Source organism: Pseudomonas sp. TSO6 (assembly GCF_056098905.1).
In genome coordinates, this window is sequence record NZ_JBLZWV010000069.1 from 175,692 (window position 1) to 190,174 (window position 14,483).

The following is a 14,483-nucleotide window of genomic DNA, read 5'->3' on the forward strand; positions in this document are numbered from 1 at the left end:
TTGAAATCTTTTCCCCCACCCCCATATGAGTCTGCATCAGGCACTTTCGCCCCGCTGCGTGGAGACTCTCCCCTTGACCACCATCGTTTCTGTCCGCCGTAACGGCAAAGTCGTCATGGGCGGCGACGGCCAGGTTTCCCTCGGCAACACCGTGATGAAAGGCAACGCCAAGAAAGTGCGCCGCCTGTACCACGGCCAGGTCATCGCCGGCTTCGCGGGTGCCACCGCCGATGCCTTCACCCTGTTCGAGCGCTTTGAAGGCCAGCTGGAGAAACACCAGGGCCACCTGGTTCGCGCCGCCGTCGAGCTGGCCAAGGAATGGCGTACCGACCGTTCCCTGAGCCGCCTGGAAGCCATGCTGGCCGTGGCCAACAAGGATGCCTCGCTGATCATCACCGGCAACGGTGACGTGGTCGAACCCGAAGACGGCCTGATCGCCATGGGTTCCGGTGGCGCCTACGCCCAGGCCGCAGCCCGCGCCCTGCTGAACAAGACCGACCTGTCGGCCCGTGAAATCGCTGAAACTGCCCTGAACATCGCCGGCGACATCTGCGTGTTTACCAACCACAACCTGACCATCGAGGAGCAGGACCTGGCCGACTGATTCAGTTGCTTTGGCGCCTCTTCCCGGTGAAGGGGCTTTTCCACGCTGACTCACCTGCCCAAGGACCCTATTGATCATGTCCATGACCCCCCGCGAGATCGTCCACGAACTCAACCGCCACATCATCGGCCAGGACGACGCCAAGCGCGCCGTGGCCATTGCCCTGCGCAACCGCTGGCGCCGGATGCAGCTGCCTGCCGAGCTGCGTGCCGAAGTGACCCCGAAGAACATCCTGATGATCGGCCCTACCGGCGTCGGCAAGACCGAAATCGCCCGTCGCCTGGCCAAGCTGGCCAACGCGCCGTTCCTCAAGGTCGAAGCCACCAAGTTCACCGAAGTGGGCTACGTGGGCCGCGACGTCGAGTCGATCATCCGTGACCTGGCCGACGCCGCGCTGAAGATGCTGCGCGAGCAGGAGATCATCCGCGTGCGCCACCGCGCCGAGGACGCCGCTGAAGACCGTATCCTAGATGCCCTGCTGCCGCAGGCGCGGGTCAGCAGCTTCTCGGAAGAAGCCGCGCAGACCAGCAGCGATTCCAACACCCGCCAGCTGTTCCGCAAGCGCCTGCGTGAAGGCCAGCTGGACGACAAGGAAATCGAAATCGAAGTGGCCGATGCCGTGGGCGTCGAAATTGCCGCGCCGCCTGGCATGGAAGAGATGACCAACCAGCTGCAGAGCCTGTTTGCCAACATGGGCAAAGGCAAGCGCAAGGCGCGCAAGCTGAAGGTGAAAGAAGCGCTGAAGATGGTTCGCGACGAAGAAGCGGGCCGCCTGGTCAACGAGGAAGAGCTCAAGGCCAAGGCCCTGGAAGCGGTCGAGCAGCACGGCATCGTGTTCATCGACGAAATCGACAAGGTTGCCAAGCGTGGCAACGTTGGCGGTGCCGATGTGTCCCGTGAAGGCGTGCAGCGCGACCTGCTGCCGCTGATCGAAGGCTGCACCGTCAACACCAAGCTGGGCATGGTCAAGACCGACCACATCCTGTTCATTGCCTCGGGTGCGTTCCACCTGAGCAAGCCAAGCGACCTGGTACCCGAGCTACAAGGCCGCCTGCCGATCCGTGTCGAGCTGAAGGCACTGACCCCGGAAGACTTCGAGCGCATCCTGCAAGAGCCGCACGCTTCGCTGACCGAGCAGTACCAGGCCCTGCTGAAGACCGAAGGCCTGAACATCGAGTTCATCGGCGATGGCATCAAGCGCCTGGCCGAGATTGCCTACCAGGTCAACGAAAAGACCGAGAACATCGGTGCCCGCCGCCTGCACACCCTGCTTGAGCGCTTGCTCGAAGAGGTGTCGTTCAGCGCTGGCGACCTGGCCAGTGCCCATGACGAAACGCCGATCCAGATCGACGCTGCGTATGTGAACAGCCACCTGGGTGAACTGGCGCAGAACGAAGACCTGTCGCGTTACATCCTGTAAGACCGCAGGGGGCCGCTGCGCGGCCCTTTCGCCGGCAAGCCAGCTCCCACAGGATTAACACAATCCTGAATGCTGTGGAGCACCTGTGGCAGCTGGCTTGTCGGCGATTGGGCTCACAGCAGCCCCCACAGGATTATCACGATCCTGAATGCTGTGGAGCACCTGTGGCAGCTGGCTTGCCGGCGATTGGGCTGCAAAGCAGCCCCCCTTGCGCAATCCCCAGAATGTCCCGAAGCTGTGCATCATCAGCTCCCGAGAGATTCCAGCCATGGCCCGCATGCCCACCGCCATAAACCTGCACAAAGCCTCGAAAACCCTCACCCTCACCTACGCCCCCGGCGAGGTCTACCACCTGCCCGCCGAACTCCTGCGCGTGCACTCCCCCTCCGCCGAGGTCCAGGGCCACGGCAACCCTATCCTGCAGTTCGGCAAGATCAACGTCGGCCTGGTCGGCCTGGAGCCTGCCGGCCAATATGCACTGAAACTGACCTTCGACGACGGCCATGACAGCGGCCTGTTCACCTGGGAATACCTGGAACAGCTGTGCCTGCGCCAGGAACAGCTGTGGGCCGACTACCTCGACGAGCTGCACAAGGCCGGAAAATCCCGCGACCCGGCCGAATCGGTTGTGAAACTCATGCTCTAGCGCAAGGCCTGCAGGGTTTAGAGCGCATTTTCTAAATTCATCTGTTTGAATGACTTGCAGACAGCCCAGTGAAGGGCTGTCTTGCGCATTACATGAAAGTCGGGTAACCAATGGGTGTGGCAAGTTCCCTGCATCACTTTGCAGGCAGTCAGAACCCCCGCAGCACCGCTGTTCCTTATCACTGGTCACCCGAGTAGCAGTACCGGGCTCAGGGCTGTGCGCTTGTCACAGCAACCGGTACTCGTCTCAGGACAACGGAGCGTCGTAGATGAGTAACAAGAACAACGATGAGCTGCAGCGGCAGGCCTCGGAAAACACCCTGGGGCTGAACCCGGTCATCGGCATTCGCCGCAAGGACCTGTTGAGCTCGGCACGCACCGTGCTGCGCCAGGCCGTGCGCCAACCGCTGCACAGCGCAAAGCATGTGGCCCACTTTGGCCTGGAGCTGAAAAACGTGCTGCTGGGCAAATCCAGCCTGGCCCCGGAAAGCGACGACCGCCGCTTCAACGACCCGGCCTGGAGCAACAACCCGCTGTACCGCCGCTACCTGCAAACCTACCTGGCCTGGCGCAACGAGTTGCAGGACTGGATCGGCAACAGCGACCTGCCACCCCAGGACATCAGCCGCGGCCAGTTCGTCATCAACCTGATGACTGAAGCCATGGCGCCGACCAATACCTTGTCCAACCCGGCAGCGGTCAAACGCTTCTTCGAAACCGGCGGCAAAAGCCTGCTCGACGGCCTGTCCAACCTCGCCAAGGACATGGTCAACAACGGCGGCATGCCCAGCCAGGTGAACATGGACGCCTTCGAAGTGGGCAAGAACCTGGGCACCAGCGAAGGCGCGGTGGTGTACCGCAACGATGTACTGGAGCTTATCCAGTACAGCCCCATCACCGAGCAGGTGCATGCCCGCCCGCTGCTGGTGGTGCCACCGCAGATAAACAAGTTCTACGTATTCGACCTGAGCCCGGAAAAGAGCCTGGCACGCTACTGCCTGCGCTCGCAGCAGCAAACCTTCATCATCAGCTGGCGCAACCCGACCAAGGCCCAGCGTGAATGGGGCCTGTCCACCTACATCGATGCGCTGAAAGAAGCCGTCGACGCGGTGCTGGCGATTACCGGCAGCAAAGACCTGAACATGCTTGGTGCCTGCTCCGGTGGCATTACCTGCACTGCGCTGGTGGGCCACTATGCCGCCATTGGCGAAAACAAGGTCAATGCCCTGACCCTGCTGGTCAGCGTGCTGGACACCACCATGGACAACCAGGTCGCCTTGTTCGTCGATGAGCAGACCCTGGAAAGTGCCAAGCGCCACTCCTACCAGGCTGGCGTGCTGGAAGGCAGCGAAATGGCCAAGGTGTTCGCCTGGATGCGCCCCAACGACCTGATCTGGAACTACTGGGTCAACAACTACCTGCTCGGCAACGAGCCGCCGGTGTTCGACATCCTGTTCTGGAACAACGACACCACGCGCCTGCCGGCCGCCTTCCACGGCGACCTGATCGAAATGTTCAAGAGCAACCCACTGATCCGCCCGGATGCACTGGAAGTGTGCGGCACCCCGATCAACCTGAAAAATGTGCAGTGCGACATTTTCAGCGTTGCCGGCACTGCAGACCACATCACCCCGTGGCAATCGTGCTACCGCTCGGCGCACTTGTTCGGCGGCAAGATCGAGTTCGTGCTGTCCAACAGCGGCCACATCCAGAGCATCCTCAACCCGCCAGGCAACCCCAAGGCGCGCTTCATGACCGGCGCTGACCGCCCGGGTGACCCGCTGGCCTGGCAGGAAAACGCCACCAAGCATGCCGACTCCTGGTGGCTGCACTGGCAGAGCTGGCTGAGCGAACGTGCCGGGGAGCTGAAAAAAGCGCCAACCCGCCTGGGCAACCGCGCTTATGCCGCTGGCGAAGCCGCACCAGGCACCTACGTTCACGAGCGCTGAGTTGCGTTGCCGTGGCCGCCATGAGCGCCACGGCACTTTTTTCACGACAGAGTCGAACGCATGCCGGAACCCTACATCTTCAGGACCGTCGAACTGGACGACCAGTCCATTCGCACCGCCGTGCGCCCGGGCAAGCCGCACCTGACCCCGTTGCTGATCTTCAACGGCATCGGCGCCAACCTGGAGCTGGTGTTCCCGTTCATCGAGGCGCTGGACCCGGACCTGGAGGTCATCGCCTTCGATGTGCCCGGTGTAGGGGGGTCATCCACCCCGCGTCACCCCTATCGCTTTCCTGGCCTGGCCAAGCTCACGGCGCGCATGCTCGATTACCTGGACTACGGCCAGGTCAACGTCATCGGCGTGTCCTGGGGCGGCGCCCTGGCCCAGCAGTTTGCCCACGACTACCCGGAACGCTGCAAGAAACTGGTGCTGGCCGCCACTGCCGCCGGCGCGGTAATGGTGCCGGGCAAGCCCAAGGTGTTGTGGATGATGGCCAGCCCAAGGCGCTACGTGCAGCCTTCCCATGTAATCCGCATTGCCCCGCTGATCTACGGCGGCGCCTTCCGCCGCGACCCGGACCTGGCCATGCACCATGCGTCCAAGGTGCGCTCAGGCGGCAAGCTGGGCTACTACTGGCAGCTGTTCGCCGGCCTGGGCTGGACCAGCATCCACTGGCTGCACAAGATCCACCAGCCGACGCTGGTGCTGGCCGGTGACGACGACCCGCTGATCCCGCTGGTCAACATGCGCCTGCTGGCCTGGCGGATTCCCAATGCCCAGCTACACATAATCGACGACGGCCACCTGTTCCTGATTACCCGGGCCGAGGCCGTCGCACCGATCATCATGAAGTTTCTCCAGGAAGAACGTCAGCGCGCGGTCATGCACCCGCGCCCCGCCTCTGGCGGTTGATTGTCGCTGCCCAAGCATCGGGTAAGACGAGGGAGTGTTGCCATGACAGACAAACCGGCCAAAGGAACGAAAACGCTCCCCGCCACCAGCATGAATGTGCAAAACGCCATACTCGGCCTGCGTGGGCGCGACTTGGTGTCGACCCTGCGCCGGGTTGGCCGCCACGGCTTGACCAACCCGCTGCACACTGCGCGGCACCTGTTGGCGCTCGGGGGCCAGCTGGGCCGTGTGATGCTGGGCGACACGCCCTACCAGCCCAACCCTCGCGACAGCCGCTTCAGCGACCCGACCTGGAGCCAGAACCCGTTTTATCGCCGGGGCCTGCAGGCCTATCTGGCCTGGCAGAAGCAGACGCGCGAGTGGATCGACGAAAGCCACCTGGACGACGATGACCGCGCCCGCGCACATTTTCTGTTCGGCATGATCAATGACGCCCTGGCACCGAGCAACTCGCTGCTCAACCCGCTGGCGGTGAAAGAACTGCTGAACACGGGTGGGCAAAGCCTGGTGCGGGGCGTGGCCCACTTGCTTGACGACCTGCGCCACAATGACGGCCTGCCGCGCCAGGTGGACGAACGCGCCTTCGAGGTAGGTGGCAGCCTGGCGACGACACCCGGCGCGGTGGTGTTTCGCAACGAGCTGCTGGAGTTGATCCAGTACAAGCCGATGAGTGAAAAACAGCACGCCAGGCCCGTGCTGGTGGTGCCCCCGCAAATCAACAAGTTCTATATCTTCGACATGCAGGCGCACAACAGCTTCGTGCAGTACATGCTCAAGAACGGCCTGCAGGTGTTCATGATCAGTTGGCGCAACCCCGACCCGCGCCACCGCGAATGGGGCCTGTCCTCCTACGTACAGGCCCTGGAAGAAGCGCTGAACGCCTGCCGCAGCATCAGCGGCAACCGCGACCCCAACCTGATGGGTGCCTGCGCCGGCGGCCTGACCATGGCCGCACTGCAGGGCCACCTGCAGGCCAAGCATCAGTTGCGCAAGATCCGCAGCGCCACTTACCTGGTGAGCCTGCTCGACAGCAAGTTCGACAGCCCCGCCAGCCTGTTCGCCGACGAGCAGACAGTAGAGGCCGCCAAGCGCCGTTCCTATCAACGGGGCGTGCTGGACGGCGGCGAAGTCGCCAGGATTTTCGCCTGGATGCGCCCAAACGACCTGATCTGGAACTACTGGGTCAACAACTACCTGTTGGGCAAAGCCCCACCCGCCTTCGACATCCTTTACTGGAACGCCGACAACACACGCCTGCCCGCAGCACTGCACGGGGACTTGCTGGACTTTTTCAAGCACAACCCGCTCACCCACCCGGCAGGCCTCGAAGTGTGCGGCACGCCCATCGACCTCAAGCAGGTCGACCTGGACAGCTTTACCGTGGCCGGCAGCAACGACCACATCACGCCATGGGACGCCGTGTACCGCTCGGCCTTGCTGCTCGGTGGCGACCGGCGTTTCGTGCTGGCCAACAGCGGGCACATCCAGAGCATCATCAACCCGCCGGACAACCCCAAGGCCTACTACCTGGAAAACCCCAAGCTGTCCGGCGACCCGCGCGCCTGGTTCTACGAGGCCAAGCGCAGCGACGGCAGTTGGTGGCCCTTGTGGCTGGAATGGATCACACCGCGCTCCGGCCCGCTCAAGGCTCCCCGTACCGAGCTGGGCAACAGTACCTATCCACCGCTCGGCCCGGCGCCAGGCACCTATGTCCTGACCCGATGAGCCCTACGACTGGATGAAGACCCGCGACCGTATCCTCGAATGCGCCCTGCAACTGTTCAACCAGCAGGGCGAACCGAATGTATCCACCCTGGAGATTGCCAACGAACTGGGTATCAGCCCGGGCAACCTGTACTACCACTTCCATGGCAAGGAGCCCTTGGTGCTGGGCCTTTTCGAGCGCTTTGAAGAAGCGCTGATGCCCCTGCTCGACCCGCCCCTGGACGTGCGCCTGGACGCCGAGGACTACTGGCTGTTCCTGCACCTTATCGTCGAGCACATGGCCCAGTACCGCTTTCTGTTCCAGGACCTGTCCAACCTCACCGGCCGCCTGCCCAAGCTGGCGCGCGGCATGCGCAGCCTGATCAATGCACTCAAGCGTACGCTGGCGGCGTTGCTCGCCAGCCTCAAGGGCCAGGGGTTGGTAGAGAGTGAGACCCAGGCGCTGGGGCAACTGGTGGAGCAGATCACAATGACGCTGCTGTTCTCGCTGGATTACCAGCGTGTGCTGGGGCGCGAGGGGGATGTGGGGATTGTGGTGTACCAGGTGATGATGCTGGTGGCGCCGCATCTGCAGCCACAGGCGCGGGCGGCGGCGGAGCAGTTGGCGGTGCGCTATCTGGAGGGGTAGGCCCGCGCTGTCGGCGCCGGGGCCTTCGCGGGCATGCCCGCTCCCACAGGGCCTGCGCTGACCTGCTGATCGGCGCTGTACCTGTGGGAGCGGGCAAGCCCGCGAAGAAGGCGACGCGGTATCAGATCAGGGTACCGGTGCCGTTTGGTGCCGACGGTGCGCTGCTGGCCGGGGCGGCTACAGGTGCCGGTGCTGCGGTAGCGGCCGGGGCGGCACTGGCCGCTGGCGCTGCAGGTTTGGCGGCTGCCGGTTTGGCCGGTGCTTTCTTCACCGCAGGTTTCTTCGCTGCTGCTGGCTTGGGCGCTGCCGGTTTTGCTGCCGGTTTTGCCGCCGGCTTGGCAGCTGCAGGTTTGGCCGCAGGCTTTGCTGCAGGTTTGGCCGCTGCCGTTTTAGCTGCAGGTTTGGCCGCCGCCGTTTTAGCAGCAGGCTTGGCCGCTGCTGCCTTGGCCAGTGGCTTGGCCGCTGCCTTGCTCGCAGCCGGCTTGGCCGCCGCAGCGCGCGACGAAATCGGCGTAACCGAAGCACCGGTCAGCTTCTCGATCTGCTTGGTCAGGCTGTCCACCTGCTGGTGCAGGGCCTTGATCTCGTTGCGGCTCGGCACGCCCAGGCGCGAGATGGCGCTGTTCAGGCGCTTGTCGAAGGCCTCTTCGAGCTCGCTCCACTTGCCCATCGCAAGGTCCTTCACGCCAGACACGCGCGAAGTGGTCGACGACTTGGCGGTTTCGGCTACATCTTCAGCCGTCTTCTTCGCCTGCTTCTCGGCCTTCTCGCCATCCTTCACCAGCGAGTCGAACAGCTTGGGGCCGTCCTGGTCGACTTTCGAATAGATACCCAGCCCCGCCAGCCAGATCTTGCGGGAGTACTTCTCGATCCCGCCGACCCAGGAGCTGCTTTCTTTATCGGAATTCTTCTTGCCAGCCATCCTGCTCTCCTTATGGTTTGTGCGCGACGCGCTCAAGCAGCTCGTGCAGCTGTTCAAGCTTCACCGACAACGCCTCAACGTCATGTTTAGACGGAATGCCGAGGCGATTCAAGGCGCGCCCTACCCGTGCGTCGAAAGCTTTTTCGATCTTGTCGAGTTGAATTTCTACCTTGCCGCGTACGCGGCTGACTTCTTCAGCGGCTTCGTCGATCTGGTGGTTGGCTGCATCGAGCTCTTTGTCGATGCGTTTCTTGCCACGCTTCTCGACGCCTTCGCCGGCCTTGACCAGCTCCTGGAAGTAGTCGGAGCCTTCCTGGCCGACCCGCGCATAAGCGCCGATGCCAGCCAGCCAGATCTTGCGTGCATACCCGCGAACTTCACCCAAGGTGCTCTGGGCGTCATCCTTTTTCTTCACATTCACTTTGGCCATGCTCTGTACCTCATGCTCATGAGTGGAGGAGGAACCGCCCATGGAGGTTGGGCTTGAGCATAAGGTAGGAGCAGGAATTAGAATCTTCACCCTAAGATCGCCACACTGAAGTATCTACCGCAGCTGCTGCATGCTGGCGTTGCAGAATTCGGCTCCCTTTTCCCGGAGCCTTTGCCATGCCCCAGTCACAGACCTCGCCAGCGACATCGTTCAGGCAACGGGTAGCGATGCAGTTCGCCAACCGCCCCAGCTTGCGCGAGGTCATTGCCGCCGCTGGCTTCGACGCACTTGTCGCACGCTACCCGTGGACCCGCAAGAACCATCCGCAGCTGCAATCCCTGGAGGGCTTCAGCATCCTGCCTGGCCCGGATGAGGAACAACCGGCACAACCAGGCAACCTGGTCGACACATTGCTTGAGCATTTCCTCAACGGCCAGCCCATGGCCCTCAAGCCCACGGACCAGTTCAGCCTGAACCCGCCAGCCATCTTTCGCCCCCAGGATGATGCCCCGACCATCGACATTCGCATGGCCGACCTGAACACGGACTACGACGATGTCCTTGCGACCCTCTGCGAGAGGTTTCAGCAGGCACAGGTCAGTTTCTGGAACAGCCGCGAGGGGGACTCGGATGTGACCCGTCTGCAATGGATGCAGCAGGTGCTCAAGGCCGCACTGCTCGGCACGCTCGAGCGCCAAGGCCTGGACAGTGATCAGAAGGCCTTGCTGTACGCCATGCTCGCTCAAACCAATACGTCGACCAACGTGCAGGGTTTGCAGGTGACACTCGGCAATCAGGGCAACATGGTTGAACTGGTAGTGCCGGACCTGCTCATCACTGGCAAAAAAGAGGCGCGCGAGCTGATCTTGTGGTGCAAACCCTCTGGCACCGTACGCGGCTTCACCGGGCTCCCGGCCTTTGCGGTCGCCCTGCGCGACGAGCTCTCCGAGCGCCATGTGTTCGACACGATGTACTGGGCCAGCACGGCCCTGGTCGAAGACCCGTTCGGCTATCAGGCCCGGCAAATGCTCAATGCACTGCTGCAACAGATTGACCGCATGCAACTGGATGCAATCGAACAGACAAGCGATCTGGAGGACGCTTTCAGCCTGCTGAGCGATCCTTCATCGACATTCCCTGCGTGCTTCAAGCTCGAGCAATCGACACCCGCGATTACGTTGCCTGACTGGCTGGAAAACGCCACGGTGACGGATCGATTCCAGTACCACATGGCGTTGCTGGACCTGGCGGCAGAGCAAATGCTGGCGCAGGGTAAGTCATCCCTGGACGGGATCGAAGACTTGCAGCAGTACACGGTTCGCCGCCTGCGTGATCGAATGCGCGATGACCACCCGGCCGAGCAGATTTACAACCCCGATGAGGTACAGATCACGATTTCACAGGTGGTGCAGGTGTCCTCCGCGGGGCCAGCCAAGCTTGAGCCCCTGAAAACCATCAGCCTGACCGAACTGGCCATCACACGCCTTCCTCTGGGCAGCGGCCAAGTCGCCTCGGCCATTGAATTGGCCGATCAACAGACGCTGGGCAGCTGGATGGACCTCGACTACGTCAACGCACTGATCAGTGCCGTGGATGTCGGTGGCCAGTATCCGCAATATGTCCACGATCGGTTGCAAGCTGGCAATGGCACCGACAAACACCACCAGCGGTTCGCCGAAGAATGGCGCGCAGCCCTGCTGCTGAGCGCGCTACAAGCCAAGATCGCTGGCCAGCTGGACGAACGAACCTGGCAGGTGGTCGCAGACTTCTGCCGCCGTAAAGCTCACGCCAGCGCATCGCTGAACCTGGCTCCGCTGGCATTCAACAGTGTCCCGGGTGGCCCGAAGGCCAACCCGGTGCATGGCATGTTCGTCATCCACGTACCCGTCACAGGGGCATGGATACTCTACCGGCCGATGCACACGGTGCAGCCTGTCAGGCAGTTCGAAAGCCAAGATCTCCTGATGGCAGCAATACGGACCGAACCGCGGCTGGAGCAGGACATCCTCGCCTGGCTGGATGACGAAGCCCACCCCATTTATGCCAATGACGGCTTTACCCATCCGCATCTGCATAACGGCCTCACCGAACTGGCGCACCTGCTGGGGCCGGGGTCCGAGCTGGCCGCTGAAGCGCTCGAGCGGCTGAGGGCACCTGTCACCTTGGCTTTCACTCCACAGTCCGGCGACCTGGACAGGTCGATGTTTCAGGCCAGGGCCGACGTGCTTCTGTTGTTGGCGTCACGGCAGAGCGTGTCGAATGCTCAGCAACGCTGGGCGATGGTCGTGCAATTCGCGTGGCTGGCGTTCAACACGGTCACGCCGCTGCTGCGTGGGCCTGCAGGCCTGCTGGCCTGGCTCGTGACAGCCCTGCTCAGCATCAAGGATGACCTGACAGCCTTGACCCAAGGGAGCAGCGGAGAAAAGGTACTCGCCACTGCCGACCTCCTGCTGAACCTGGCCATGCTGCTGGCCCACGGGCCCAATACCACCCCCATCGAGCCAGAGGTGGCACTCAAGCCCAGGCCACAGCGTGGCTCCGACGCAACCGCAAAGCAGCCACCCGAGCAGACAACCTGGCAAGCCCCCACGGAGCAGCCCGGGCCTGCAGCGCTCAACGTCAGCCAATGGGGCCACGACCAGCGGCTCGGCAACCTGCCCCGCGAAGCCCGTGCCACCCTCCACACGCTACGCGCCAAGCTCAGCCTGCACGGGCGCAGTGCGCTGAGCAGTGGCCGCATGCGCGGCCTGTACAAGGTGGACGGCCGCTACTACGTGAATTTGCAGGATGTCGCCTATGAAGTGGAAGAGAACTGGCGCGGCATGCGCATCATTGGCCCCGAGGTCAGCCAGACTGAATGGTCGCAAACCTGGGGGGCAGAGCCTGACGGCTACTACCTTGTCGGCCGCGAACGCAGGCATGGCCCTTGGCTGACGCGCTGGAACGGCGAATGGATGCTTGACCTGCATCTGCCCGGCGGCATGCCGAAAACGGCCAGGGCGCTGATCGATGAAAAAAAGGAAGCTTTCAGCAACATGCAGGAAAGCCGAAAGGCAAATGACAAGAAACTCACCAGCACGGAAGACTTCATCGATGGCTACCTGGAACGCTTGAAACCCTATGACCAGGCGCATCAGGCATTCGAAAAGTCCCTGGAGGATTACCCCGGCGTCACCCTCGACAATCTGCCAGCAGAGCTGCAAGCGACGCGCCAGGCGCTACGGCCCCTGCGCAACGATGCACGGGCAAACCTGGATGTACTGGCACGCGCCTACGAAAAACAGGCCGGGCTGGTAAAGGACCAGGTGCAGCTGTATGCCAGCATGAGCGACCCGAAGTACGCCAGGTTCGACCCCAAGGCCGGTGCCACCTTCGCCCGTGGGCAGTGGTGGGAACAGTTGCTTACCACCGACCTGCAGCAGTTCCGCCGCCTGCTGGACATGAATGACTATGAAACGCTCAAGGACCTGTCACGCCAGCTTGCGCAGCTACCTTTCGGGCAGGAGCATGCACAGTTGTACCTGGAGCACAGCAAGAACGTCGAGGCAGCACTGGCTACCCATAGGCGCCTCTTCAGCGTCAGCCAACGCCTCGACCAGAACCTCGGTGAGGCACTGGCAGACGGCCAGATCCGGTTCCCAGGCAAGCGCAAGAAACTCGATGCCGTCATCAATAACCGGCGATACTCGACACTGATGGTGCGAGCCCAGATCCTGAGCGACTTGTTCCAGTTGGTGGTTAAGAGAGACCAGCTGACCGCGGAGACCTTCGAAAGCACCCTGCTCTGGCAAAAGTCCCTGCGCAGCAAAAGCCTCCATGAAGCGATGCTGAGCCACGACAGCCTGGCTGCAGCCCGCCTGGAGCCCGAAGCGCAGAAGGAGCCGCTGGAGAGCGCGCTGTGCGAATACAAACTGTCCCGGGGCATCGCCGACTATTTGCTGTCACTCGATCTTCCGGCTGTAGACAGTAGCAGGCTCAATGAATACATCGCTGAGCTCGATGCACTGATAACGCTGGCCGAGCATGACCTTGCCTATGTTTCTGCTGCCGCGGACGCGCAGGGCGCAGTGATCGAACGGCCTGTGGTACATAAAGTGCGCCCCGTGAGACGCAAGGTGATCCGCACCACCCGTGGCAGATCACTGGTGGTCGAGCAGGCGGAGGAAGGCAGCGAAGCGGTGCAGATCGACCCGCTGACCGAACAGACCATTGCGCGCTATCAGCCCCAAGGCGATCGCTGGGAAGTTGTGCCGCAAAGCGTGCCAGCACCCAACTACGCTCACCTGCACCGCTTCGGCAACGACCTGTTGAGGCAGAAGGATGCCAGAATCGCCCACGCCGCCCGCCATCTGGACGGTCCCAATAGCCTGTCGGACCAGCTCGACTTTTACATCCAGGACATGGCCGATATCGCCGGCCCTTTACGTGCGGGACCAGATCAAGGGCATTCACTCGCCACCAGGCTGGATCAGGCGATTGCCGAGGTACAGGCAGAAAAGAAGCGTCTATTGACCATCGCCTACCTCGGCACCCTGCACCCGGACAGCAAAGCGTTGCGCTTTTTGGTGGATGCTGACGAAGTCGAAATCAAGGCAAGCAGGCGCCGCAAGAAGCTCAAGGCCAATGACTTTCTGGATGTGTACGACGTGTATCGCCTGCAACCCCGGCAGAAGCTCTGGGAAGCGCATTTTCACTACACCAGCGTCGATGCCAATGCCCGGCGCTTCGCCAAGGGCCATCTGAAATTCCCGGACGCCATGGGCCGCGACGAGCGTTTGCAACGCGCACTGGCCCCGGCAGAGCGATATGACATCTATCGCGGTGATCTACGCCTGGAACAGATCGAGGACCTTATCCCGTTCCCCGACAATTGACAGCAGCGGGCGTCAGGCCAGCGCCTTGTCCAGCGCCCGCTCGATCTCGCCCTTGATGGTGCCGCTCATCATCGACAGCATCATGCCGAGCTTCAGCTCCACACGGATGCTGTCGTCGCCAATGTGCACGCTGCCATTGGCGCCGCTGCGCGCCACATCCACGCGGTCGCCGTTCCAGGTGGCCTTGAGGTCGTACTCACGGCTGAGCTTGTCGACCAGCGCTTCGGCCTTGGCGCGGGCGGCCTCGCGGCCTAGGGAGTGTTTGCGTTCGACGCTGATCTGGGTCATGCGGGTGTTCCTGAAGATGAAGACATAATCGGCATTATGCCCGCCCCTGCCCACTGGCACACCCCGCCAAGACAAATCCGCCCGTT

Annotated in this window: 11 protein-coding genes; 8 read left to right on the forward strand and 3 right to left on the reverse strand. The window is 62.4% G+C overall.

Features of this window, described 5'->3' with window-relative positions; genetic code table 11:
• Positions 1 to 73 precede the first annotated feature (73 nt).
• The 7 genes from hslV (at position 74) to ACN6NG_RS27710 (ending at position 7,883) form a co-directional block, all read left to right on the forward strand.
• On the forward strand, positions 74 to 604 hold the full coding sequence (gene hslV / locus ACN6NG_RS27680; RefSeq protein WP_003249309.1) for an ATP-dependent protease subunit HslV: 531 nt from the start codon (positions 74 to 76) through the stop codon (positions 602 to 604).
• Between the two features lie 76 nt (positions 605 to 680).
• The gene (gene hslU / locus ACN6NG_RS27685) at positions 681 to 2,024 is read left to right on the forward strand and encodes an ATP-dependent protease ATPase subunit HslU (protein ID WP_063423347.1); all 1,344 of its coding nucleotides are present in this window, start codon (positions 681 to 683) and stop codon (positions 2,022 to 2,024) included.
• Positions 2,025 to 2,292: 268 nt separating this feature from the next.
• Positions 2,293 to 2,670 carry a gamma-butyrobetaine hydroxylase family protein gene (locus tag ACN6NG_RS27690; protein WP_049275547.1) on the forward strand — a complete coding sequence of 126 codons (378 nt, stop codon included), beginning with the start codon at positions 2,293 to 2,295 and terminating at the stop codon, positions 2,668 to 2,670.
• 268 nt (positions 2,671 to 2,938) lie between these two features.
• Positions 2,939 to 4,618, forward strand: a complete 1,680-nt coding sequence (gene phaC, locus ACN6NG_RS27695; RefSeq protein WP_016501981.1) for a class II poly(R)-hydroxyalkanoic acid synthase — start codon at positions 2,939 to 2,941, stop codon at positions 4,616 to 4,618.
• A gap of 60 nt (positions 4,619 to 4,678) precedes the next feature.
• On the forward strand, positions 4,679 to 5,530 hold the full coding sequence (phaZ, locus tag ACN6NG_RS27700; RefSeq protein WP_019471568.1) for a poly(3-hydroxyalkanoate) depolymerase: 852 nt from the start codon (positions 4,679 to 4,681) through the stop codon (positions 5,528 to 5,530).
• A 42-nt stretch (positions 5,531 to 5,572) separates the two neighbouring features.
• Positions 5,573 to 7,255, forward strand: a complete 1,683-nt coding sequence (gene phaC, locus ACN6NG_RS27705; protein WP_474317225.1) for a class II poly(R)-hydroxyalkanoic acid synthase — start codon at positions 5,573 to 5,575, stop codon at positions 7,253 to 7,255.
• A gap of 13 nt (positions 7,256 to 7,268) precedes the next feature.
• Complete coding sequence (locus ACN6NG_RS27710) at positions 7,269 to 7,883, forward strand: TetR/AcrR family transcriptional regulator (RefSeq protein ID WP_063423345.1); 615 nt, start codon at positions 7,269 to 7,271, stop codon at positions 7,881 to 7,883.
• A 121-nt stretch (positions 7,884 to 8,004) separates the two neighbouring features.
• Here the strand turns inward: ACN6NG_RS27710 and ACN6NG_RS27715 are convergent, their stop codons facing one another.
• A complete protein-coding gene (locus ACN6NG_RS27715; protein ID WP_474317229.1) occupies positions 8,005 to 8,805 on the reverse strand; it encodes a phasin family protein in 801 nt (266 codons plus the stop codon).
• A gap of 10 nt (positions 8,806 to 8,815) precedes the next feature.
• A complete protein-coding gene (locus ACN6NG_RS27720; protein WP_063423343.1) occupies positions 8,816 to 9,235 on the reverse strand; it encodes a phasin family protein in 420 nt (139 codons plus the stop codon).
• Positions 9,236 to 9,411: 176 nt separating this feature from the next.
• Here ACN6NG_RS27720 and ACN6NG_RS27725 point away from each other — a divergent pair, with 176 nt between their 5' ends.
• Positions 9,412 to 14,109: a dermonecrotic toxin domain-containing protein gene (locus tag ACN6NG_RS27725; protein ID WP_474317232.1), complete on the forward strand. Its 4,698-nt coding sequence runs from the start codon at positions 9,412 to 9,414 to the stop codon at positions 14,107 to 14,109.
• Positions 14,110 to 14,121: 12 nt separating this feature from the next.
• Here ACN6NG_RS27725 and ACN6NG_RS27730 read toward each other — a convergent pair whose 3' ends face one another.
• A complete protein-coding gene (locus ACN6NG_RS27730; protein WP_033701930.1) occupies positions 14,122 to 14,397 on the reverse strand; it encodes a polyhydroxyalkanoic acid system family protein in 276 nt (91 codons plus the stop codon).
• Positions 14,398 to 14,483: the final 86 nt, after the last annotated feature.

Bases quoted from the DNA above. Each gene is read 5' to 3' on its own strand.
- ACN6NG_RS27730 (WP_033701930.1), bottom strand. From the start codon at position 14,397: ATGACCCAGATCAGCGTCGAACGCAAACACTCCCTAGGCCGCGAGGCC.
- phaC (WP_474317225.1), top strand. From the start codon at position 5,573: ATGACAGACAAACCGGCCAAAGGAACGAAAACGCTCCCCGCCACCAGC.
- ACN6NG_RS27725 (WP_474317232.1), top strand. From the start codon at position 9,412: ATGCCCCAGTCACAGACCTCGCCAGCGACATCGTTCAGGCAACGGGTA.
- ACN6NG_RS27710 (WP_063423345.1), top strand. From the start codon at position 7,269: ATGAAGACCCGCGACCGTATCCTCGAATGCGCCCTGCAACTGTTCAAC.
- ACN6NG_RS27690 (WP_049275547.1), top strand. From the start codon at position 2,293: ATGGCCCGCATGCCCACCGCCATAAACCTGCACAAAGCCTCGAAAACC.
- ACN6NG_RS27715 (WP_474317229.1), bottom strand. From the start codon at position 8,805: ATGGCTGGCAAGAAGAATTCCGATAAAGAAAGCAGCTCCTGGGTCGGC.
- phaC (WP_016501981.1), top strand. From the start codon at position 2,939: ATGAGTAACAAGAACAACGATGAGCTGCAGCGGCAGGCCTCGGAAAAC.
- phaZ (WP_019471568.1), top strand. From the start codon at position 4,679: ATGCCGGAACCCTACATCTTCAGGACCGTCGAACTGGACGACCAGTCC.
- hslU (WP_063423347.1), top strand. From the start codon at position 681: ATGTCCATGACCCCCCGCGAGATCGTCCACGAACTCAACCGCCACATC.
- ACN6NG_RS27720 (WP_063423343.1), bottom strand. From the start codon at position 9,235: ATGGCCAAAGTGAATGTGAAGAAAAAGGATGACGCCCAGAGCACCTTG.